This window comes from Brucella daejeonensis, assembly GCF_014199265.1.
GTDB classification, from domain to species: Bacteria; Pseudomonadota; Alphaproteobacteria; order Rhizobiales; family Rhizobiaceae; genus Brucella; species Brucella daejeonensis.
Map to the genome: position 1 here is coordinate 265,735 of NZ_JACIJG010000004.1, position 21,963 is coordinate 287,697.

The window sequence follows — 21,963 nt, forward strand, 5'->3', positions numbered from 1 at the left end:
CTTGTTCCGTCTGCAGGTACGAAGATCGGCCCGGTGATTTTCCGGGTTTTCCGATGGTCGCATACTTGCCTTCATGATTAACTGATAGCTATGAACGCAGTCTGCGGAAGTCAATGTCCACTCTCATATAGTGTAATCATATTACAGTGAAGGAAGCATCGCAATGTCGCTGGAAGGAATAGGCTTCGGTTACCGCGAGCGCGCGCCTTATGCCTGTGATCCTGCTCTCAGCCGTGGGCGGCTGGTGCCGGAACCGGAAAGCCCGACGCGCACGCCTTTCCAGCGCGACCGTGACCGTATCATTCATTCCACGGCCTTCCGGCGGCTCAAGCACAAGACGCAGGTCTTCATTGCGCATGAAGGCGATCATTATCGCACGCGGCTGACGCATACGATCGAAGTTGCCCAGATCGCGCGCGCGCTTGCCCGTGCCCTGCGGCTTGACGAGGACCTCGCCGAAGCCGTCGCTCTCGTCCATGACTTCGGCCATACTCCGTTCGGCCACACGGGAGAGGAAGCGCTTGACGAGCGCATGAAGAATTTCGGCAGGTTCGATCATAACGCGCAATCGCTCAGGATCGTGACCAGACTTGAACATCGATATGCCGATTTCGACGGTCTCAACCTGTCGTGGGAAACCCTGGAAGGACTGGTCAAGCATAACGGTCCGCTGCTGGGAGCCTATGCCGCACACGCGGATGTTCCCGTTCCGCAGCCGATACTCGACTTCAATGACCGTTACGATCTTGAACTTTCGCGATTTGCAAGCATGGAGGCGCAATGCGCCGCGATCGCCGACGACATTGCTTATAACGCGCACGATATCGACGACGGGCTGCGCGCCGGTCTTCTGAGCCTCGATGCGCTTGACGAAGTGCCGCTGACGAAACGTCTGCTCGACCTGGTGCGGGAGCGCTACCCCGATCTCGATGCCGTGCGTACAGGCCATGAACTGGTGCGGCGCCAGATCACCATCATGGTGGAAGACGTGATCGAGGAGGCGCAGCGCCGCCTTGCGGCTGCAAAACCGCAAAGCCCCGAAGACGTGCGCGGCCAATCGCAGGCGCTGGTGGCCTTTTCCGGTTCCATGCGGGACGACGAGAAAATCCTCAAGCGGTTCCTTTTCAAGAACCTCTATTTCCACGAAAGCGTCGTCGTGCGCAGACATGCCGCCGACAGGATCGTCAAGGACCTGTTCGATGCCTGTTTTACCGATCCTTCCATCATGCCTCCCGAATGGCGATCGGGCTGGGAGACATTGAGTGAAGCTGCCCGTGCGCGACGCGTGGCCGACTATCTTGCCGGCATGACCGATAATTATGCCGTGCGAGAACACCGACGACTGTTTGACCATACACCCGATTTAGCTTAATCGGAGCCGAACGAAGCGGCATCTATCGGTTTATTGACCGGATTTCGCACTTTATTGGAACGCGCCTACACCGGAAAAGCAGGACAGAAACCGGCGTAAGCCTGACAGGACAGACCATGAATATCTTTGCAGATTTCGATGCGCGTATTAAAAAAACGTTGCAAGATATTGATCTGAAATCGAAAGACGGCGGCGAATTGGATCTTTCGCGCATCGGTGTGGAGCCGCCGCGCGATGCCTCTCATGGCGACATCGCAACCAATGCGGCCATGGTTCTGTCGAAGGCCGTTGGCCAGAATCCGCGTGAGCTTGCAACGCGCATTGCCGATGCGCTGTCGGCTGACGAAGACGTCGAATCTGTCGATGTTGCCGGTCCGGGTTTCATCAATCTGCGTCTCAAGGCCGGTTATTGGCAGCGCGAACTCTCGGCCATGCTGAATGAGGGGACGGATTTCGGCCGCTCGCGGCTGGGCGCAGGCACGAAGGTCAATGTCGAATATGTTTCGGCTAACCCGACCGGTCCGATGCATGTCGGTCACTGCCGTGGCGCAGTCGTGGGCGACGTTCTGGCAAATCTCCTGAAGTTCGCCGGATACGATGTCGTCAAGGAATATTACATCAACGACGCCGGTGCCCAGATCGACGTTCTGGCGCGCTCCGTGATGCTGCGTTATCGTGAAGCGCTCGGTGAAAATATCGGCGAAATTCCCTCGGGCCTGTATCCCGGCGATTATCTGGTCCCGGTGGGGCAGGAGCTTGCCGGAGAGTTCGGCGGCAGGCTTCTGGAAATGCCGGAAGCCGAAGCGCTCGCGCTCGTGAAGGACCGCACGATCGATGCCATGATGGCGATGATCCGGGCGGATCTGGAAGCGCTCAACGTGCATCACGACGTGTTCTTTTCCGAGCGGAAGCTGCATGTGGATCATGCGCGGGCGATCCGTAACGCGATCAATGATCTCACGCTCAAGGGCCATGTCTACAAGGGCAAGCTGCCGCCCCCCAAGGGGCAGTTCCCGGAAGACTGGGAAGATCGCGAACAGACCCTGTTCAGGTCGACGGAAGTGGGCGACGATATCGACCGTCCGCTGATGAAGTCGGACGGTTCCTTCACCTATTTTGCTGGCGACGTGGCTTACTTCAAGGACAAGTATGACCGTGGCTTCAATGAGATGATCTATGTTCTGGGCGCCGATCATGGCGGCTATGTCAAGCGTCTGGAAGCGGTCGCGCGGGCCGTTTCCGATGGCAGGGCGAAGCTGACGGTTCTGCTGTGCCAGTTGGTGAAACTGTTCCGTGACGGTGAGCCCGTCAGGATGTCGAAGCGGGCAGGCGAGTTCATTACGCTTCGCGATGTCGTCGATGAGGTCGGCCGCGATCCGGTGCGTTTCATGATGCTTTACCGGAAAAACGACGCGCCGCTCGATTTCGACTTTGCTAAGGTGACGGAACAGTCCAAGGATAATCCGGTCTTTTACGTGCAATATGCTTCGGCGCGTTGCCATTCGGTGTTCCGTCAGGCCGCCGATCAGCTTGGGCTGGCCGATCTTGAGCGCGTCAGCATGGCGGCCCATTTCGAAAAGCTGACGGACGAGAGTGAAATCGCACTTGTCCGCAAGCTCGCCGAATATCCACGCCTGATCGAAGCCGCAGCCGTCCATCAGGAGCCGCATCGGCTTGCTTTTTATCTCTACGACCTCGCCAGCGCGTTCCATTCGCAGTGGAATCGCGGTTCCGAGAACCCGGACTTACGTTTTATTAAGGTTAACGATCCAGACTTGTCCCTAGCCAGGCTAGGGCTGGTGCAGGTTGTTTCCGATGTGCTGACGTCCGGACTGACGATAATCGGTGCGGATGCTCCGACGGAAATGCGCTAGAGCATAATTCGAAGGTGCATACCTTTTGAGACGGATTATGCTCGAAGAATGGTCTCTGCGGCATACGAGGCGCGTGATGCGATTCGAGTGTTCTCAGAGACTACTTGGCTGCCAAGGAAGCTTTTCGGGTCGAAAGACTGGCTGAAGGTGGAAGTTGGCAAGTCGAGCGGATGGAAGGTCATGATGAATGCAAGTCATCGGTCCTTCTTCCGGCGCGGGAAGCTCCCGTCAACTTTTGCCCACATTGCCTCGCTAAATAAGCAATGTATGGAGACGTCTTTTGGCGTCCAGGGTTTGAGTTAGGAAAACACCATGTCGGACAGCAGTGCAAATCCCCGTAATTACGGCGAGCGTCCGTTGCACGAAGACGATCCGTTGATGGAACTGTCGCGGATCATGGACTTCGGTACGCCTGCTGATGATAACGTTGCTTCGAACGAGCATCGCCCTGGTCGCTTTGAAGATAATCGGACAGAGCCGGATTTTGATCCCTCGCTGGATCTGGAGCGTGAGCTTCTCGGCAGTTTCGACGATTATTCTCAGCCTTCGGGCGAGGCGCAAACCCCTGCGACCGCTTTGAACGACGATTCCTATCGCGAGCCTCATGCCCTGATGCAGGAAGACGAACTTGTTTCGGCGCTGGAAGAAGAGTTCGATCTCGAAATGGACAATAGCGACGAACAGGTGGCGGCGTTCGAGCCGCCCGTGTTCGAGGAAGCCGACCATGCGGAACCTGTTCCGCAATTCGAGTACAATGATTATTCGACGGCCCGCGCTTCGGCAGATGAGGCCCACACGGCATCCCCATCCGCTTATGGACGGCGCGAAACCGTCGAGGAAATCCATGTCGACGTGCACGACGATCCGGCAATCCATCAGCCTGCGGTCGAACCCCGTGACGATTACCGCGGCGCGCGCGATCACGACTGGAATGTTCAGGCCGTAGAATCTGCGGCCCCGTCCTTTGCCGCAGCCCCCACGCAGCAGCCGCTCTCGCTGGAAGACGAGCTGGAGAGCCTGCTTTTCGGTGAGGAAACCCAGCCTCCATCTTACGTCGACGCTCCGGCCTATGGGGCCGAACAGCCTGCGGCCTATCGGGCCGAGCCGGAAATCGACGGTCTGCATCTGGACGATCTGGAGATTGACGAGGGCGGGTTCGATGTACAGCACACGCCTGCACCTGCCGCGTCGGCCCATGCTCATGAGCAACATGCTGCTCCTGCGGGTTATCCCTATTACACGCGCGGCAACTTTTCCTCAGGCGTCGCAGCGCAGACTGCCGTGGAACAGGCTCCGCAGCCCGATCATGCATCCGCTGCGCCCTCGTTTGCCGCAGAAGAACCGGAAAATGACGCCGACGACTTTTCCTTCGATGACGATTTTTCGTTCGATCTGGATGAGCCAAGGGCAGCAATAGCTGCGGAAGCGACCGACGACGATCTTTCTGAACTCGACGATATCGGCCTGTCGGAAGACGATTTCTTCACCGAGGACGATCTCGACCTGAGCGTGGATGATGAGCAGGAGGCTCCAGCCTATGCCCATGCGGTGCATTCGGAAGACGATTATCGTTCGGCTCCCGTTTCGTTCCCGCAGTTCGGTAGCGCCCATTCCGCCGTCAGCGCGCCCGCGCCTGAAGTCGAAACATTGAGCGTGGCCGAAGAAAAGGTCGAGCAGACCCACTCCCTTGATCTGCCGGAAGTCAATTACGGCGAAGAGGCGCCGGGTGCGGCCTTTACCGATCTCGAAGCCGAATTTGCGGAAGTCTTCAACACGGTCGGCACGGATGACGGAACAAAATCCGACGCCCAGAGCGAAGCCGACAGGGCTTTCGAGGATATTTTCCGCGAAAGCGCTTCCAGCTACATGCCGAATGCCGATACCGGCCTTGGCGCTGCCGTGGGTGCAGCCGCAGTCGGCATTGGCGCAGCTACCGCTGCCGGAGCTTACGCCCGCCCGCAGGCCGCTACCCAGGCGAAAGAATCCGGGTCGCTCGGAAATGAAGACGACTTCTATAATCACTGGGCGGCTCAAGGTGCGCAGACGGTGGAAGGCGGCGATTACGGCGAGCGCGCCGCGATGCAGGCGGAGGACGATCTCGGCAGCGCTGCCGATGCATATCGCAATCGTCCGGTTCGCGGTCGGCGCGGCCTTATTCTGGCAAGCGTCGCCGGTGCGGTCGTCCTTCTGGGCGGGATCGGCTATCACTTCCTCGGCGGAGGTAATTCCGGCGAACCTGTTGTGATTCGCGCCGACACCAAGCCGATCAAGGTCCAGCCGGAAAATCCGGGCGGCGCTACCGTGCCGAATCAGGACAAGGCGGTCTACGATCGTGTTGCCGGTACTCTTCCGAACAGTCCTGAACAGAAATCCCTGATCACGTCCGGTGAGGAGCCGGTCGATATTTCGGGGACGAATGACAGCGAAAACATGGCCGACAACGCGCCGGACGAACCGGTTGTCGCCAATAATGCTCCTGCGAATAATCAGGATGCGAACCAGAACGCGCCGTTGATTCAGCCGCGCGAAGTGGAAACGATGATCGTTCGCCCGGATGGCTCCATCGTTCCGTCTGCGCCCGCACCGCAGGAAACGGCGCCCCAGCCGTCGCCTGCGGCTGAAAGTCAGCCTGCGGCGCCGGCCAATGGCGGCGATGAAATCGGCGCCCTGGTCGCGGGTAATGCACCTGCGGAGCCGGTTGCTCCGGCAACGACGCCGACACCTCAGGCCCAGCAGCCTCAGCAGGCGGCGGAAGCGCCGAGGCTTCCGGTGCGTGCTCCGGTGGTGCCGTCACGCCCGGCCGAACAGCCGGTCAATATTGTCGGCAACGTTCCGCAGCGCACACAGCAGGTGGCATCGGCGGCGGGCGCGGGCGGTTATTTCATCCAGATCGCATCGCAGCCATCCGCAGAACTGGCGCAGAAGTCCTATACCAATATGGCCCAGAAATATGGCAGCGTGATCGGCGGTCGCAGCGTCGACATCAAGCGCGCCGATATTCCAGGCAAGGGCACTTATTATCGCGTCCGGGTCCAGGGCGGTTCCAAGGAGGAGGCCATCGCACTTTGCGGACGCCTCAAATCCGCTGGCGGAAGCTGCTTCGTAACCCAGTAATCATCGGGATATCGAATCATGAAAGGGCGGCTTCGGTCGCCCTTTTTCATCGTTCACTACCACGCTCGTCTTTTTTCGGATAAACCGGGGCGAGAGATCATTCGAGGGAAAAGCGCATGAAACAGTGCAAGGCATGGATTGCCGGCGTATCGGGGACGAAGCTCACCCAGGATGAAATAGCGTTTTTCCGCGATGAGCGCCCGTGGGGCTTTATCCTCTTTGCGCGTAACGTCGAGAGCCTTGAGCAGGTCACTGAACTGACCGCTCATATGCGCGATCTGACGGGCAGGGACCAGACGCCGGTTTTCATCGATCAGGAGGGCGGTCGCGTGCAGCGTCTTCGTCCGCCTCTCGTGCCGAACTATCCTTCCGCGTCCGAAATCGGCGCGATCTATGCGCGTGATCGCGAAGCCGGTTTGCGCGCTGCCTGGCTTCATGCGCGTCTTCATGCCTTCGATCTGCTGAGGGTTGGGGTCAATGTGGATTGCCTGCCGGTGCTCGACGTGCCGGTGGAGGGTGCAAACGATGTTATCGGTGCGCGGGCCTATTCGAAGAATCCGCACGCGGTCGCGGAAATGGGTCGTGCGGCGGCGGAGGGCTTGCTCGCTGGCGGTTTGCTGCCGGTGGTGAAACATATGCCGGGTCATGGCCGGGCATTTGCCGATACGCACAAGGAACTGGCCCGTGTCGGCGTTCCGCTCAGCGAACTGGTCGCGCACGACTTTGTGCCGTTCAAGGCGCTCAACGATCTGCCCATGGCCATGACGGCGCATGTGGTGTTCGATTGCCTTGATCCGCAACGCCCGTCCACGCTTTCACCAACCGTCGTCAACACGGTCATCCGTAACATCATCCAGTTCGATGGCCTTGTCATGAGCGACGATATTTCCATGAAGGCGCTTTCGGGTGAGCTTGGCGATATAGCGGAGGGAATCATTGGCGCGGGCTGCGATATCGTTCTCTATTGCGCGGGCGTGATGGAGGAACTGGTGAAGGTCGCGGCCCGTGTCCCCGTTCTCGAAGGTAAATCGAAGCTTCGCGCCGATCTGGCGGAAGTCTATGCGGGTGAGCCTGATCTTTCGAACGAGGAAGAACTGCGCGCGGAGTTCAACGCAATGTTCGAACTGATAGCGTAATCGTCAAAACTTGATAAACTGGCGCCGTTGGCGGCAGCTATCGCAGGGAAACGGATTTGGCGGCATCGGGAGCAGACACAGGCGACAAGGGCGGCACCATCGTGCCGATGGATGTGCTGTGGCAGGGCGCTTCCGAACGCGGCGAGAGCGAGCCCTCCCTTCTCATAGACGTTCAGGGTTTCGAAGGCCCGCTCGACCTGCTCCTGCATCTGGCGCGAAGCCAGCGCGTCGATCTCTCCCGTATTTCGGTTCTGGCTCTTGCCGAGCAATATCTTGAGTTCGTTGAACAGGCGCGAGCGCTGCGTCTTGAACTTGCCGCCGATTATCTCGTCATGGCCGCCTGGCTCGCTTATCTTAAATCCAAGCTGCTGATCCCGAAGCAACAGGGCGAAGATGGAGAGACAGGTGAAGAACTGGCAGCTTCGCTGCATTTCCGCCTGAAAAGGCTGGAGGCGATGCGCGACGCTGCCGGGGCGCTCGTCAATCGCAACCGGCTGGGCCGGGATGTCTTTGCGCGGGGTATGCCGGAAATCGTCATGGTGGACAAGACGAGCCGGTTTTCCGCAACGCTCTATGATCTCCTGACGGCCTACGCCTCGCAACGACAGCGACAGGCCGTTTCGCATGTCGAGATCGCCAAGCGGGCGGTCTGGTCGCTCAAGGAAGCCCGCGCCGCGCTGGCGCGGATGGTGGGCGCGGTCGGCGACTGGATTTCACTGGATCGTTTCCTGATCGATTATGCCCTTTCGCCGCGTGAAAGGGCGTCGGCCCTTGCCAGTTCCTTTGCCGCCAGCCTCGAACTCGTGCGAGAAGGCAAGCTTGAAGTCAGGCAGAATGCGGCCTTCGATCCGATCTACATACGCGCGAAGGGCGATCTGGGCGAATTGGATGAGGACGAGGATGTCTGAGGCGGAGCATCGAAATCTGGTCGAAATCGACAGCGAGGAATATGGCGCGGACAGCGAGCCGTCCATTCCGGCTGAAGGGCTGGCGGAGCTTGCACGTATCGTGGAAGCCATCGTCTTCGCTTCGTCGGAGCCGGTTTCCGAACGGCTGCTGGCCGAGCGTTTGCCGGCGAATGTCGATATCGCGCCTGTGTTGAATCACTTGCAGAAATTATATGAGCCACGCGGCGTGCATTTCGTTCAGGTCGGCAATGCCTGGGCTTTTCGTACCGCGCCCGATCTTGCCTTTCTGATGAGCCGCGAGGCCGTTCAGCAGCGAAAACTGTCCCGTGCCGCGATGGAGGTGCTTGCCATCATTGCATACCACCAGCCGGTGACGCGGGCCGAACTTGAGGATATTCGAGGGGTTGAAACCTCGAAGGGCACACTGGATGTGCTCATGGAAACAGGCTGGATCAAGCTGCGCGGCCGCCGTCGCACACCCGGCCGCCCGGTCACTTATGGAACGACCGACGCTTTTCTCGACCACTTCGGCCTGCCCGAAATCCGCGATCTGCCCGGACTTGAGGAATTGCGCGGGGCAGGGCTGCTTTCTGCGCGAATGCCGTCAGGCTTTGCTGTTCCGGTTCCGAATGTGGACGCGGATGAGCTGACAGAAGAAGAAGAGCCGCTCGAGGACATCGACCTTGAGGAACTCGGCCTTCTCGCTCCGCGTGGTGAATAGTCCGGCGCTTGCGCCATGCGCCAATTTATTTTGCCGCAAAGCGGTTCACCGTCACACTTCTGTTTGAAAGATTTGTTGAAAGCGCTTAAATCGTAATTGGCATTGCAGGAACATGCCGCGCATCGCGGCGATGAGAGGAATAAAATGGGTAGCTTTTCCATCTGGCACTGGTTGATCGTCCTGGCGGTTGTCCTTCTTCTTTTTGGCCGCGGCAAGATCCCCGAGCTGATGGGTGATGTTGCCAAGGGCATCAAGAATTTCAAGCAGGGCATGTCCGACGAAGACGCCAAGGACGATGTCAGGGACGCAGGTCGTACCATCGACGCCAAGGCCGACGAAACCGTCAAGGACGTGAAGAAGACGACCAAGTCCTGATCTAGCGGATAAAGAATGCTGCGCGCCTTGATTGGCGCGCAGCATATTTTGCCATTACAAGTGCGGTTTTCCGCCGAAAGACGGGACGTGCGCGCCAAATTGCGCGGGGTGCAAGAATATGCTCGACATCGGTTGGTCTGAACTTCTGGTTGTCGCGGTCGTGATGATCGTGGTGGTCGGACCCAAGGATTTGCCTAAGATGCTGAGGGCATTCGGTAAGGCGACCGCGCGTATGCGTGCGACCGCCAATGAATTCAAGCAGCAGTTCAACGAAGCTTTGAAAGAGGCTGAACTCGACGACGTAAAGACCATCATCGACGAAACCCGCAAGCTCGATCCGCGCTCGAAGATCACGCAGGTTTTCGATCCGATTCGCAGCGCGGGCGAGGATTTGCGTTCGGGTCTCCAGTCAACGACGTCCACTTCTTCGGTGTCGACGTGTCCGGCCACGCCCGAAAAAGCTGCCGAGGCGGCCGATACAAGCGGCGCGCCAGTGCCGCCGGTCGAACCGAAGAAACCTGCGCGCAGGGCAGCTTCAAAGGCGCCCGGCAAGGCAACCGAGGCGAAGGGTGTCGCCGCTTCGAAGAAGCCTTCTCCCAGGAAGCCCGCCGCCGCAAAGCCGGAAGCAGTGAAGACCAGGGCTGCAAAAACCGCTGCGCCCGCCAAAAAGACCACGGAAAAGACAGGAACCAAAGCGTGACACGCGACGAGGACGAAATCGAACAGAGCGCAGCGCCTCTGCTTGAGCACCTGATCGAACTGCGCCGCCGCCTGATCTGGGCAATTCTGGCATTTTTCGTGGCATTCGTATTGTGCTTCATCTACGCCAAGCAACTCTTCAATCTGCTGGTGGTTCCCTACCAGTGGGCGATCGACTGGGCCGGAATGGATCGCAGCAAGGCGGAACTGATCTATACCGCGCCGCAGGAATTCTTTTTTACCCAGGTGAAGGTAGCGATGTTCGGCGGGGTGGTTCTGGCCTTCCCGGTGATCGCCGCGCAGATTTACAAATTCGTGGCGCCGGGCCTCTACAAGCACGAGCGCATGGCTTTCCTGCCGTTTCTGATCGCATCGCCCCTTCTGTTTTTGCTGGGCGGCGCGCTTGTCTATTTCTTCTTCACGCCCATGGTGATGTGGTTCTTCCTTGCCATGCAGCAAACTGGCGGCGACGGTGAAGTGCAGATTTCGCTCCTGCCGAAAGTCTCGGAATATCTCAGCCTCATCATGACGCTTATCTTCGCGTTCGGTCTGGTGTTCCAGCTGCCGGTCGTCACCAGCCTGATGGCGCGTGTGGGGCTGGTGACTTCCGCCGGTCTGAGAGACAAGCGCAAATATGCCATCGTTATCGCTTTCGTGGTCGCCGCCGTGCTCACGCCGCCAGATCCGGCGAGCCAGATCGGCCTTGCCTTGCCGACGATCCTTCTCTACGAGATTTCCATTATTGCGGCTCGCATGATCGAAAAGAAGCGGAATGAGGCGCAGGCTGCGACCGACGCCGAGAATAACGCTTCATCGTCCTGACTTGTCGCGGTGATTCTTCGAGGTCGCAATCTGTGCGACCTCGCTTGTGTTCAATTTCACGAAACGGCTTTTCCCATGCTCGACATCAAATGGATACGCGAAAACCCTGAAACCCTCGACAATGCGCTCGCCAAGCGCGGGGCTCAGTCGCTGTCGTCCGAGCTGATCGCGCTTGACGAAAAGCGTCGCGAACACGTCGGTAAGGTCCAGGCCGCACAGGAGCGCCGCAATGCCGCCTCGAAGGAAATCGGCAAGGCTATGGCCGCAAAGGATACGGCCACCGCTGACAGGCTGAAGGCGGAAGTCGGCGAGTTGAAGGACTTTCTCGCGCAGGCCGAGGACGAAGAGCGTCGCCTGACCCGGGCCTTGACCGACGCATTGTCGACCATTCCCAACATTCCGCTCGAAGATGTGCCGCTTGGCAAGGACGAGAACGACAATGTGGAAGTCCGCCGCATCGGCAATCAGCGCAATTTTTCCTTCCAGCCGAAGGAACATTTCGAACTGGGCGAGGCGCTCGGATACATGGATTTTGAGCGTGCCGCCAAGCTCGCCGGTGCTCGTTTCACGGTCCTGAAGGGGCCGCTTGCACGGCTTGAACGTGCGCTGGGCCAGTTCATGCTCGACCTGCACACGGTAGAACACGGTTTTACCGAGACGATGCCGCCGCTGATGGTGCGCGACGAGGCGGTTTACGGGACCGGTCAGTTGCCCAAGTTTTCTGAAGACCTGTTCCGCACGACGGATGGGCGTTGGCTCATCCCGACGGCGGAAGTTCCGCTGACGAATCTGGTCGCGGACGAGATCGTCGATGCAAAGACGCTTCCGCAACGCTACACGGCCCTGACCCCGTGCTTCCGCTCGGAAGCCGGTTCGGCCGGTCGCGATACGCGCGGTATGCTGCGCCAGCACCAGTTCCTCAAGGTCGAAATGGTGTCCATCACCGATGCCGAAAGCGCAATCGAAGAGCATGAGCGCATGACGGCTTGCGCGGAAGAAGTGCTGAAGCGCCTCGGCTTGCCGTTCCGCACCGTGGTTCTGTGCGCCGGCGACATGGGCTTCGGCGCGCAGAAAACTTACGATATCGAGGTCTGGCTGCCGGGCCAGAATAGCTATCGCGAAATCTCGAGCTGCTCGGTCTGCGGCGATTTCCAGGGGCGCCGCATGAATGCCCGCTACCGGCCCGAGGGCGAAAAATCGACCCGCTTCGTGCATACGCTGAACGGTTCCGGTGTTGCGGTTGGCCGTGCGCTCATCGCTGTCATGGAGAATTATCAGGAAGAAGATGGCAGCATTCATATTCCTGAAGCATTGCAGCCATACATGGGCGGCCTCACGCGGATCGAGAAGTCCGCGTGAATCGAAACAGACAATAGCCCGATGAAGGAGTGATGACGTGCGAATTCTGCTGACGAACGATGACGGTATCCATGCTGAAGGCCTCGCAGTTCTGGAGCGGATCGCACGCAAGCTCTCCGATGACGTCTGGGTGGTGGCGCCGGAAACGGACCAGAGTGGCCTTGCGCATTCGCTGACCTTGTCCGAACCGCTTCGTCTTCGCCAGATTGACGACCGCCATTTTGCACTGCGTGGCACACCGACCGATTGCGTGATCATGGGCGTGCGCCATGTGCTGCCGGGTGCTCCCGATCTGGTTCTGTCCGGGGTCAATTCCGGTGCCAATATCGCCGACGACGTCACCTATTCGGGCACGGTCGCCGGGGCCATGGAAGGCACGCTTCTCGGCGTTCCTTCCATCGCGCTTTCGCAGGAATATGAATATGAAGGCGACCGCCGCATCGTTCCCTGGGAGACGGCGGAAACCCATGCGCCTGACCTGATCCGCAAGCTGATCGATGCCGGATGGCCGGAAGGCGTTCTCCTGAACCTCAATTTTCCCAACTGCGGAGTGGATGAAGTCAAGGGAACACGCGTCACCGCGCAGGGCAAGCTCAGCCATGATGCCCGCCTCGATGAGCGCCGCGACGGGCGCGGATTTCCTTATTTCTGGCTTCATTTCGGTCGTGGGAAGGCTCCTGTGGCGGACGACAGCGACATCGCTGCAATTCGTTCCGACTGCATTTCGGTAACGCCGCTGCATCTTGACCTGACCGCGCATAAGGTTCGCGCGGAATTGAGTGCTGCAATCGGGGTTGAAGCATGAGGCAGGCACTGTCTGAGCGCCCAAGGCTTTCGGACAAGGAAGGCTTCGCTTCCTTCGTTTTGCGGATGCGTGGATACGGGATTGACGATCCGCGCCTGTTCGCCGCCATCGAATCCACGCCGCGCCAGAACTTTCTGGCGTCGTCCTGGTCCCATCTTGCCTATAGTTCCCGTACCGTTCCGCTCGACTGCGGGGAGTATATGGAGGGGATCGACGATCAGGCCCGGGCTATCGCGGCGCTCAGACTGGAGCCGGGGCATCGCGTACTTGAGATCGGGACGGGTTCCGGCTTCACCGCTGCGGTAATGTCGTCGCTTGCCGGACGCATCACCACAGTCGAACGTTATCGCAAGCTCTGCGACCGTGCATTGCAGCAGTTCGTCTCGCTGAAACGCGAAAACATCGTGCTCAAACATACGGACGGTCGTCACGGTATGCCGGGAGGCCCTTTCGATCGTATCCTGGTCTGGCTTGCCTTTGAGGAGGTACCGCGCCAATTTGTCGAGTTGCTGGCGACCAACGGGGTACTGATCGCGCCGATAGGGCCGGGTGACGGGCCGCAGGTCATGACCCGGATTGGCAAGATCGGCAGCCGCTTCGAACAGGAGGACCTCATGACGGTCCGCTACCAGCCTTTTATCGAAGGCGTCTCGTCCGTTCTGTGAAATCCCCGCCAGTCATACGGGCGAAATCATGGGTTTCCGGCAGAACCGGGGTCGCAATCATTCGCTTATGGTATTTAATTGGTGAATCTTTTTTCGCGAATCGACCGTTCTTAACCAGAGAGTAACATTAACGCGTTTTAATCAGTCCTACTGAGTTTTTCGAGTATGGGCGAGTTGAACATGCGTTTACAGATTTTGCAGCACACGTCTGAACGTCTCCTGCGGAATGTCGCGATCGTTCTGATCGCCGGTTTTGGCGCCGGGTGCAGTGCCGATACGATGCGCTTCACGGACGGTATCAGCACGGGCTCTACGTCCAGTCAGCGTGTTATGCAGCAACCGGCAGGCGATCTTTATGCTTCAGCAGCACCTGTTGCTTCAGCGCCTCCGGTTTCCAGCGGTTCCGTTCAGCGCAATTCTTTGCCGCCGGTGTCTTCCGCGCCGATGGCCGCGCCGGTAGCAGCGGCCTCCAATCAGGTGCAGAACCAGGTAGGGCAGGCGCAGGATATGGCTGCGGCGCGTGTAAACAGCACAGTCAATACTGCCCAGACCAAGGTAGCGAGCGCGGCGACCGTTACGCGCAACACCGTCAACGGCGCACAGGAAAAGGTTCTCGGACAGATTCCGGCGCCGACGACGCCGCGCGCGGCTGGCAACAATGTTGCCGTCGTCCCGCAGGCTCCCGCCGTCAACGGACAGAAATCTTCGCCAACCGTTGCGGCGTCAGCGGGAACGAGCGCGGCAATGCCGCCTGCATCCAGCGGCGCCTACACGGTGAAGAGCGGCGATTCGCTGTATTCCATCGCGCAGAAGCACAGCATCCCGGTCGAACAGTTGAAAAAGGCCAATGGCCTGAGCAATGGCGTTATCCGCGTCGGACAGTCGCTCGTCATTCCTTCCGCGTCAGCTCCGGTCGCGACGAAAGTTGCCGCCGTCTCGCAGACACCTGAAAATCCGGCCAAGACGGCGACCGCGCCGGCCGCAAACGCCAATGTAAAGCCTTACACGCCGCCGCAGGCGAGCAACAAGGTGATTGAGGAAGCCGAGAAGGATCAGGCAGCAGCACCTTCTTCCACCGGTATTTCCCAGATGCGCTGGCCGGTCAGGGGTCGCATTCTGGCAAGCTTTGGTCAGCGTGAAGGTACATCTGTAAGTGATGGTATCGACATCATGGTCCCGGAAGGGACTTCGGTGAAAGCGGCTGAAAATGGCGTTGTCATCTATGCGGGCGACGGCCTGAAGGAATTCGGACAAACGGTTCTGATCCGTCACGACAACGGCCTTGTCACCGTCTATGGCCATAACAGCAAGATCATGGTTCAGCGTGGACAGAAGGTTCGCCGTGGCGAGGAAATCGCAAAGTCGGGCATGAGCGGCAATGCGAAGTCTCCCAAGCTGCACTTCGAGGTGCGCAAGAACTCCGCGCCGGTCAATCCTTCCAAATATCTGGAAGCCTGATCGAGAACAGGACGAATGAGTTAAAGGCGGGCCTGGTGCCCGCCTTTTTAAGCTGGTGTTACATGGCGACGCCGAGGCGACCCGCCAAATCCTGAATGTATTGCCAGGCGACACGACCGGAGCGATTGCCGCGCGTGGTCGACCACTCCAGTGCCTCGGCGTGCATTTTTTCAGGATCGTAAGCCAATTTGAAATGCGCCGCATAGCCGTCGACCATGGCGAGATAATCGTCCTGACTGCACTTGTGGAAACCGAGCCAAAGCCCGAAACGGTCGGAAAGCGAGACTTTTTCCTCGATGGCCTCGGACGGATTGATCGCGGTCGAGCGTTCATTGTCGATCATGTCGCGTGGCATGAGATGCCTGCGGTTGGACGTGGCATAGAAGATCACGTTACCCGGTCGGCCTTCGACGCCACCTTCAAGTGCTGCCTTCAGCGACTTGTAGGACGTGTCGTCATGATCGAATGAAAGGTCGTCGCAGAAGAGGATGAAGCGATAGGACGCTTCCTTTATCAGATTCATGAGCGTCGGGAGACTGTCGATATCTTCGCGGTGAATCTCGACCAGCTTGATCGGATTGCGATCCGCCAGTTCCGCATTCACGCTGGCCTGAACCGCCTTCACGAGCGAGGACTTGCCCATGCCGCGCGCGCCCCAGAGCAGCACATTGTTCGCCGGAAAGCCCTTTGCGAAACGCCGGGTGTTGTCCACAAGCTGGTCGCGCACCAGATCCACGCCGCGGATCAGCGTGATGTCCACTCGGTTTACACGCCTGACCGGATCAAGCGTCAGGCGCTCGGGAGCCCAGACAAAGCAGTCTGCGGCATCGAGGTCGGGTGTTTTGGCTTCCGGCGGCGCGATGCGCTCCAGTGCGGCGATCAAACGGTCCAGTTTCTGGCTGAGTATGTCTTCGGTCGTCATTTCATGCCCTTGATGATGGGGTAACACGCTTAACATGTCACAGCGGAAGCGAAAAGTGTGCGAGCTTGGCGCAGGCGGGGTCATCGCGGTTGCAATTGGCGCGCCAACCATTGTAATGCCGTTAATAATTTGTCTTTGAGACTTCAGAGGAGTTCCTAATGTTCGCAACACCGGCTTTCGCTCAAGCACCTGGCGGCGCTGTAGGACCAGATATGCTCATGAGCATTCTGCCGTTCATCCTGATCTTCGTGATCATGTATTTCCTGATCATCCGCCCGCAGCGGACCCAGATGAAGAAGCGTCAGGAAATGCTGGGCCAGGTACGTCGCGGCGACACGGTCGTCACCGGCGGCGGTATCGTCGGCAAGGTCCAGAAAGTGGTTGATGACAACGAACTCGAAGTCGAAATCGCCGATGGTGTCCGTATTCGCGTTCTGCGCAGCAGCCTCATGGATGTGCGCGTGAAAGGCGAACCTGTCGCCGACAACAAGAACAAGTAGGTCTCTTCAGGACCGAACAGGCCCCGGTAAGCTTTTCATAACCGGGGCCTGCACATTATTCGGCAGGCGCTGAAAGCGGGCGCCCGACCATGGGCCGGAGAGCGGTTCACGACAGGTGAGCTCCGGCGTGCTCTATCCAAGCTGATACGGAATTGCTGCTCTATGCTCTATTTTTCACGCTGGAAATCTGCCCTGATCTGGCTCGCGGTTCTCGTCAGCTTCGTCATCGCATCCCCCAATTTTTTCTCGCGTGAAACGCTGGCAAACCTGCCTGGCTTTTTGCCGAAGCAGCAGATCGCCCTCGGGCTGGATCTTTCCGGCGGTTCGCGTCTCATCCTGCAAGTGCAGAATCCGGGGGCGGACGGCCTCAAACGCACGGCCGATATCATGCGGCAGCGCCTTGAAGAGCTTGGCTATGGCAAGCCTCTCGTGGAAGAGGAACATCGCAACCAGATTCGCGTTGAGGTTCCCGGCGTCTATGATGCTCAGCTTCTGAAGGACATTCTCAGCGTCCGAGGTGATTTCTCGTTCCGAACGGTCGATAGCTCCATGTCGCCGGACGATGCCATTCGCGGCGCTCCGCCGGCCGATAGCGAGGTCATCTATTCCTATGACGATCCGCCGGTTGGCTACCTCGTCAAGAAGACCCCGATTCTGGTCGGCGCCAATGTCACCGATGCCAAGGCGACGCTTTCGGCGGATGATAACGAACCTGTCATCACCCTCACGCTTGACGATGCCGGTCGCCGGAAACTTGCCGAGGCGACTTCGAATCTCATCGGCGGCAGTTTCGCAATCGTCGTGGACAATCAGATCGTTTCGGCTCCCGCCGTGGACGAAAAGCTCGATACGAACGAATTGGAGATTTCCGGCGCATTCGACCTGCAAGCCGCCAACAATATGGCTGTCGTGCTGCGTTCAGGTGCGTTGCCGCAAGGCGTATCGGTTCTCGAAGAGCGAACCATTGCTTCGGCCCTTGGCGAGGATTACGCCAGCGCGGCGGCAATGGCTGCCTTGCTGGCAGCGCTGCTGGTCGGTCTCTTCATGATTCTGTCCTACGGTCTCCTCGGCGTGATCGCCATGGTTGCGCTTGCGGTCGACGTCATCGTTCTGATGGCTGTGCTGTCGTTGGTCGGTGGTTCCATAAGTCTCGCCAGCATTGCGGGTCTGGTCCTGACCATCGGTCTGGTCGTCGACGCTCATATCCTCATCTACGAACGTGTGCGCGAAGATCGCCGCAAAGGCTATTCGGTCGTGCAGGCGATGGAGTCCGGCTTCTATCGTGCGCTGTCGACCATCGTCGATGCGAACCTGACGACGCTTATCGCGGCGCTCGTTCTGTTCCTGCTCGGGTCGGGGACTGTGCACGGTTTTGCGCTGACGGTGGCGGTCGGCATCGGCACGACACTCTTCACCACGCTCACGTTTACACGATTGCTGATCGCGCAATGGGTGCGAACCGCCCGGCCGAAAGAGATTCCGAAGCGCCGCCTGAAGCTTGTGCCGACGGTGACGCATATCCCGTTCATGCGTCTGCAATTCGTGACGCTCGGCATTTCGGTGCTGGCATGTGCCATCGTGGTCGCGCTTTTTGTCAATATAGGCTTGAATTACGGCATTGATTTCCGCGGCGGGTCGATGGTCGAATTGCAGGCCCGCAGCGGCGACGCCAATCTGGAGGACATCAATGAGCGGCTTTCGGAGTTGAATATCGACAGCGCGCATGTCCTGCCTGCGAAATCGCCCCGCTCCGCCCTTGTCATCATCGGCAGCCAGGAAGTCGGCGACGACGCGGAGCAGACTGTTGCGGTGAAGCTTCGCGGAGAATTCGAACAGGATTATTCCTTCCAGCGGGTGGAAGTCGTCGGCCCCACGGTTTCCGAGCAGCTTTCACGCGCAGGCATTCTGGCCGTCATATTGTCGCTGATCGGCATCTTCATCTATGTCTGGGTCCGTTTCCGCTGGCAGCTCGCGCTCGGCGCAGTGCTTTCGACCCTGCACGACGTCATCATCCTCGCGGGCATGTTCATCATCTTCCGCATGGAATTCAATCTCTGGAGCGTTGCGGCCATTTTGACGATCATCGGCTATTCGCTGAACGATACGGTGGTCATTTACGACCGCGTGCGCGAAAATCTGCGCCGCTACAAGAGCGCACCGCTACCGGCGATCATCGATGCTTCGATCAATCAGACGCTGTCCCGCACCTTGCCGACATCTTTTGTGACTTTTCTGGCGCATATCCCGCTTTATGCTTTCGGGGGCACGGAAATTCGCATGTTTGCGCTGGCGCTCAGTGTCGGTATCGTCGTCGCGACCTATTCGTCGATTTTCATCGCCGCGCCGTTGCTGGTGCTGTTCGGGCTGAAGCCTCGCGATGCCGGGCATGACGATGCCATGGGTGACGAACTCGCTCAGTCGCTCAATCTGGAGAACTGAGAATGGCCAAGGGAATAGAAATACGCGATGCCCATTTTCCGGGGCGCGCACCCATCGACGCCTATGGTGACGGCGGGTTTCGTTTCGCCGAAATGTCGCATCGCGGCTCAATCTTGTGTCTGCCATCCGGCATTCACGGCTGGCAGCCTTCGACGCCGCCCATTCTGTCGCGCGCCGATCTCGGGCTTATCCTTGAACAGGCTTCCGATATCGAGATACTCCTGGTCGGAACGGGTATGGATCTGCGCCGCATCCCCGACGATGTCCGCGCAATTTTGCGCGAGCACCGGATTTTGTCCGACCCGATGAGCACGGGAGCGGCCGTGCGCACCTATAATGTGCTTCTGGCTGAGGATCGCGCGGTTGCGGCGGCGCTGATTGCTGTAGACTGACATCATGAATGAGAATGATGCACACTGCCTGGCGTTGCTTCGCGAAGCCGACCGGGATCGTTATCTGACGGTGCTCTATGCGCCGCAGGACAAGCGCGGCGCTCTTGCCGCGCTCTATGCTTTCAACGCCGAGGTCTCGCGTATCCGGGAACTGGTTCACGAACCGCTTCCGGGCGAGGTGAGGCTGCAATGGTGGCGTGACCTCCTCAACGGGGACGCGCGGGGCAGCGCTGAAGCTCATCCGGTAGCCGCGGCATTGATCGGAGCGATCGAGAAGTATGAACTTCCGCGCACTGCCTTCGATAATTATTGCGAAGCCCGCATTTTCGACCTCTATGACGATCCGATGCCGAGCCGTAACGATTTCGAAGGCTATTGCGGAGAAACCGCATCGGCAATCATTCAACTGGCGGGCTTGATACTGGACCGCGATGCTGCGCAGAACTTTGCGGAACTGGCCGGTCACGCCGGTGTGGCGCAAGCGGTTACGGGTCTGTTGCGTCTCTTGCCGATCCATCGCAGGCGAGGGCAGCTTTATGTTCCGGCCGATATGTTGCAGGCCGTCGGCGTTAGCCGCGACGTGTTTTTGAAAGGCGAAGACAAGGCGGCTGTCGAGCGTGTTATCAGCATCATGCTTGCCCTTGCGCGCGAACATCTGGCGGCTTTTGAACGAAGCAGGACGGAACTGCCCAAAAGCCTGACCCCGGCCTTCCTGCCGCTGGCGCTTGTACCTGCCTATCTCAAGGCAATAGAGCGTCTGGGTGCGCAGGCTGTGGACAGGGTGGCCGATATTTCGGCCATCCGTAAACAATGGCTCATGTTGAGAGCGAATTTCTGAAACAGTTTGACTGGCTCCAGTTCATCTATTGAAGCCAGTCAGAATATTATTCCGGCAGGCCGAGCCATGTCCGGCAATCGGCAAGCGCGCGTGCGGAAAGTGCACGTTTCTTGGCGACGGTCTTTTCCTTGCCGCGCAGGCGCTTGCCCTCGGGTTTCGGGACTTCGACCGGCGGGAACAGCCCGAAATTGACATTCATCGGCTGGAACGAACGCTTGCCCGGCTCATCGTCCGCCACAATATGTCCGCCCGTGATGTGACCGAGCAACGCCCCGAAAGCCGTTGTCGGTGGCGGGGGAACGGCGGTATTGCCCAGCATTTCCGCAGCGGTGAAGCGACCGGCAAGTAGGCCGATAGCCGATGATTCGACATAACCTTCGCAGCCTGTCACCTGTCCGGCGAAGCGCAGGGTTTGACGCGATTTCAGGCGCAGCACATCGTCGAGAAGCACCGGAGAATTGAGATAGGTGTTGCGGTGCAAGCCGCCGAGGCGGGCAAATTCCGCATTCTCAAGGCCCGGAATCATCTTGAAAATGCCGGTCTGCGAACCGTATTTCAGCTTCGTCTGGAAGCCGACCATATTGTAGAGCGTGCCGAGCGCATTGTCCTGACGCAACTGCACGACCGCATAGGGCTTGACGGTCGGGTTATGCGCGTTGGTCAGTCCCATCGGCTTCATGGGGCCGTGCCGCAGCGTTTCCGGTCCGCGTTCGGCCATGACTTCGATCGGCAGGCAGCCGTCGAAATAGGGCGTGCCTTCCCATTCCTTGAAATCGGTCTTGTCGCCTTCGACAAGTGCGGCGACGAAGGCCTCATACTGCTCCTTCGACATCGGGCAGTTGATGTAATCCTTGCCGGTGCCGCCGGGGCCGACCTTGTCGTAGCGCGACTGGAACCAGCAGACATCCATATTGATCGAATCGAAATGAACAATGGGAGCGATTGCATCGAAAAAGGCGAGCGCATCGGCATCCGTTTCCGTTGCGATGGCCTCGGCCAACGACGGTGCGGTCAATGGGCCGGTAGCGACGATCGTGGTTCCCCACTCCGCAGGCGGCAGGCCGGTGATTTCCCCGCGCTCGATGGTGATAAGCGGATGTGCTTCAAGTTTCGCTGTCACGGCCTGCGAAAAACCTTCGCGGTCCACGGCAAGCGCACCGCCAGCCGGAACCTGATGTGCATCGGCGCAGGCCATGATCAGCGAACCGGCAAGGCGCATCTCGGCATGAAGGACGCCAACGGCGTTGGTTTCGGCATCGTCTGAACGGAACGAATTGGAGCACACGAGTTCGGCGAGCTGTTCGGTCTTGTGCGCGTCGGTGCCGCGCACCGGGCGCATTTCGTGGAGAACGACAGCTACGCCAGCCTGTGCGATCTGCCAGGCGGCTTCCGAGCCGGCGAGACCGCCGCCGACGACGTGTACGGGAGAAATATCGGGTGTGTTTGACATGGCATTCCCTTACCGCCTTTGCCGGGCGCCTTCAATGGAGAAGCGGAGCGAAGAGAAGGAATGAACCCATAAAAAATGGCATCCGTCGCGGGAGGAGGAGCGACGGATGCCATT

At 59.0% G+C, this 21,963-nt stretch carries 19 protein-coding genes; 17 read left to right on the top strand and 2 right to left on the bottom strand.

Annotation, left to right across the window (positions count from 1 at the left end; genetic code table 11):
* The first annotated feature begins 163 nt into the window (after nt 1-163).
* The 13 genes from FHS76_RS07110 (at nt 164) to dipM (ending at nt 15,308) form a co-directional block, all read left to right on the top strand.
* Nucleotides 164-1,372, top strand: a complete 1,209-nt coding sequence (locus FHS76_RS07110; protein WP_183650003.1) for a deoxyguanosinetriphosphate triphosphohydrolase — start codon at nt 164-166, stop codon at nt 1,370-1,372.
* Nucleotides 1,373-1,488: 116 nt separating this feature from the next.
* On the top strand, nt 1,489-3,246 hold the full coding sequence (gene argS, locus FHS76_RS07115; RefSeq protein ID WP_183650006.1) for an arginine--tRNA ligase: 1,758 nt from the start codon (nt 1,489-1,491) through the stop codon (nt 3,244-3,246).
* Between the two features lie 312 nt (nt 3,247-3,558).
* A complete protein-coding gene (locus FHS76_RS07120; protein WP_183650009.1) occupies nt 3,559-6,360 on the top strand; it encodes an SPOR domain-containing protein in 2,802 nt (933 codons plus the stop codon).
* Nucleotides 6,361-6,476: 116 nt separating this feature from the next.
* Nucleotides 6,477-7,496 carry a beta-N-acetylhexosaminidase gene (nagZ, locus tag FHS76_RS07125; RefSeq protein WP_183650012.1) on the top strand — a complete coding sequence of 340 codons (1,020 nt, stop codon included), beginning with the start codon at nt 6,477-6,479 and terminating at the stop codon, nt 7,494-7,496.
* Nucleotides 7,497-7,552: 56 nt separating this feature from the next.
* Nucleotides 7,553-8,404, top strand: coding sequence for a segregation and condensation protein A (locus tag FHS76_RS07130; protein ID WP_183650015.1), 852 nt, complete (start codon nt 7,553-7,555; stop codon nt 8,402-8,404).
* Nucleotides 8,397-9,125, top strand: a complete 729-nt coding sequence (scpB, locus tag FHS76_RS07135; protein WP_183650018.1) for an SMC-Scp complex subunit ScpB — start codon at nt 8,397-8,399, stop codon at nt 9,123-9,125. Before FHS76_RS07130 ends, scpB begins: the two co-directional genes overlap by 8 nt.
* 144 nt (nt 9,126-9,269) lie before the next feature.
* The gene (locus FHS76_RS07140; RefSeq protein ID WP_183650021.1) at nt 9,270-9,500 is read left to right on the top strand and encodes a twin-arginine translocase TatA/TatE family subunit; all 231 of its coding nucleotides are present in this window, start codon (nt 9,270-9,272) and stop codon (nt 9,498-9,500) included.
* 118 nt (nt 9,501-9,618) lie between these two features.
* Nucleotides 9,619-10,200 (top strand): Sec-independent protein translocase protein TatB, encoded by a 582-nt coding sequence (gene tatB / locus FHS76_RS07145; RefSeq protein WP_183650023.1) that lies wholly within the window; start codon nt 9,619-9,621, stop codon nt 10,198-10,200.
* On the top strand, nt 10,197-11,021 hold the full coding sequence (tatC, locus tag FHS76_RS07150; protein WP_183650025.1) for a twin-arginine translocase subunit TatC: 825 nt from the start codon (nt 10,197-10,199) through the stop codon (nt 11,019-11,021). Before tatB ends, tatC begins: the two co-directional genes overlap by 4 nt.
* Before the next feature lie 75 nt (nt 11,022-11,096).
* Nucleotides 11,097-12,380 carry a serine--tRNA ligase gene (serS, locus tag FHS76_RS07155; RefSeq protein ID WP_183650028.1) on the top strand — a complete coding sequence of 428 codons (1,284 nt, stop codon included), beginning with the start codon at nt 11,097-11,099 and terminating at the stop codon, nt 12,378-12,380.
* A 37-nt stretch (nt 12,381-12,417) separates the two neighbouring features.
* Nucleotides 12,418-13,185, top strand: coding sequence for a 5'/3'-nucleotidase SurE (surE, locus tag FHS76_RS07160; RefSeq protein ID WP_183650031.1), 768 nt, complete (start codon nt 12,418-12,420; stop codon nt 13,183-13,185).
* On the top strand, nt 13,182-13,850 hold the full coding sequence (locus FHS76_RS07165; RefSeq protein ID WP_183650034.1) for a protein-L-isoaspartate(D-aspartate) O-methyltransferase: 669 nt from the start codon (nt 13,182-13,184) through the stop codon (nt 13,848-13,850). Before surE ends, FHS76_RS07165 begins: the two co-directional genes overlap by 4 nt.
* Nucleotides 13,851-14,015: 165 nt before the next feature.
* Nucleotides 14,016-15,308 carry a cell division endopeptidase DipM gene (gene dipM, locus FHS76_RS07170; protein ID WP_183650037.1) on the top strand — a complete coding sequence of 431 codons (1,293 nt, stop codon included), beginning with the start codon at nt 14,016-14,018 and terminating at the stop codon, nt 15,306-15,308.
* A gap of 58 nt (nt 15,309-15,366) precedes the next feature.
* Here dipM and FHS76_RS07175 read toward each other — a convergent pair whose 3' ends face one another.
* Nucleotides 15,367-16,230, bottom strand: coding sequence for an ATP-binding protein (locus FHS76_RS07175; protein ID WP_183650040.1), 864 nt, complete (start codon nt 16,228-16,230; stop codon nt 15,367-15,369).
* A gap of 158 nt (nt 16,231-16,388) precedes the next feature.
* On the opposite strand from FHS76_RS07175, the gene yajC reads away from it, so the two are divergent.
* The 4 genes from yajC to FHS76_RS07195 all read left to right on the top strand — a co-directional run bounded on the left by yajC (nt 16,389) and on the right by FHS76_RS07195 (nt 20,399).
* Nucleotides 16,389-16,730, top strand: coding sequence for a preprotein translocase subunit YajC (gene yajC, locus FHS76_RS07180; RefSeq protein WP_183650044.1), 342 nt, complete (start codon nt 16,389-16,391; stop codon nt 16,728-16,730).
* Between the two features lie 69 nt (nt 16,731-16,799).
* Nucleotides 16,800-19,169 carry a protein translocase subunit SecDF gene (gene secDF / locus FHS76_RS07185; protein ID WP_268902623.1) on the top strand — a complete coding sequence of 790 codons (2,370 nt, stop codon included), beginning with the start codon at nt 16,800-16,802 and terminating at the stop codon, nt 19,167-19,169.
* A gap of 2 nt (nt 19,170-19,171) precedes the next feature.
* Nucleotides 19,172-19,561 carry an Mth938-like domain-containing protein gene (locus tag FHS76_RS07190; RefSeq protein ID WP_183650047.1) on the top strand — a complete coding sequence of 130 codons (390 nt, stop codon included), beginning with the start codon at nt 19,172-19,174 and terminating at the stop codon, nt 19,559-19,561.
* 4 nt (nt 19,562-19,565) lie between these two features.
* The gene (locus tag FHS76_RS07195; protein ID WP_183650050.1) at nt 19,566-20,399 is read left to right on the top strand and encodes a phytoene/squalene synthase family protein; all 834 of its coding nucleotides are present in this window, start codon (nt 19,566-19,568) and stop codon (nt 20,397-20,399) included.
* Nucleotides 20,400-20,445: 46 nt separating this feature from the next.
* Here the strand turns inward: FHS76_RS07195 and trmFO are convergent, their stop codons facing one another.
* On the bottom strand, nt 20,446-21,849 hold the full coding sequence (trmFO, locus tag FHS76_RS07200) for a methylenetetrahydrofolate--tRNA-(uracil(54)-C(5))-methyltransferase (FADH(2)-oxidizing) TrmFO (protein ID WP_183650053.1): 1,404 nt from the start codon (nt 21,847-21,849) through the stop codon (nt 20,446-20,448).
* Nucleotides 21,850-21,963: the final 114 nt, after the last annotated feature.

What these genes read in the sequence shown, in the direction of transcription:
- FHS76_RS07175 (WP_183650040.1), bottom strand. Translation starts at nt 16,230, where the DNA reads ATGACGACCGAAGACATACTCAGCCAGAAACTGGACCGTTTGATCGCC.
- argS (WP_183650006.1), top strand. Translation starts at nt 1,489, where the DNA reads ATGAATATCTTTGCAGATTTCGATGCGCGTATTAAAAAAACGTTGCAA.
- FHS76_RS07195 (WP_183650050.1), top strand. Translation starts at nt 19,566, where the DNA reads ATGAATGAGAATGATGCACACTGCCTGGCGTTGCTTCGCGAAGCCGAC.
- scpB (WP_183650018.1), top strand. Translation starts at nt 8,397, where the DNA reads ATGTCTGAGGCGGAGCATCGAAATCTGGTCGAAATCGACAGCGAGGAA.
- tatB (WP_183650023.1), top strand. Translation starts at nt 9,619, where the DNA reads ATGCTCGACATCGGTTGGTCTGAACTTCTGGTTGTCGCGGTCGTGATG.
- FHS76_RS07110 (WP_183650003.1), top strand. Translation starts at nt 164, where the DNA reads ATGTCGCTGGAAGGAATAGGCTTCGGTTACCGCGAGCGCGCGCCTTAT.
- FHS76_RS07140 (WP_183650021.1), top strand. Translation starts at nt 9,270, where the DNA reads ATGGGTAGCTTTTCCATCTGGCACTGGTTGATCGTCCTGGCGGTTGTC.
- dipM (WP_183650037.1), top strand. Translation starts at nt 14,016, where the DNA reads ATGGGCGAGTTGAACATGCGTTTACAGATTTTGCAGCACACGTCTGAA.
- FHS76_RS07120 (WP_183650009.1), top strand. Translation starts at nt 3,559, where the DNA reads ATGTCGGACAGCAGTGCAAATCCCCGTAATTACGGCGAGCGTCCGTTG.
- yajC (WP_183650044.1), top strand. Translation starts at nt 16,389, where the DNA reads ATGTTCGCAACACCGGCTTTCGCTCAAGCACCTGGCGGCGCTGTAGGA.
- FHS76_RS07190 (WP_183650047.1), top strand. Translation starts at nt 19,172, where the DNA reads ATGGCCAAGGGAATAGAAATACGCGATGCCCATTTTCCGGGGCGCGCA.
- nagZ (WP_183650012.1), top strand. Translation starts at nt 6,477, where the DNA reads ATGAAACAGTGCAAGGCATGGATTGCCGGCGTATCGGGGACGAAGCTC.
- serS (WP_183650028.1), top strand. Translation starts at nt 11,097, where the DNA reads ATGCTCGACATCAAATGGATACGCGAAAACCCTGAAACCCTCGACAAT.
- FHS76_RS07165 (WP_183650034.1), top strand. Translation starts at nt 13,182, where the DNA reads ATGAGGCAGGCACTGTCTGAGCGCCCAAGGCTTTCGGACAAGGAAGGC.
- trmFO (WP_183650053.1), bottom strand. Translation starts at nt 21,849, where the DNA reads ATGTCAAACACACCCGATATTTCTCCCGTACACGTCGTCGGCGGCGGT.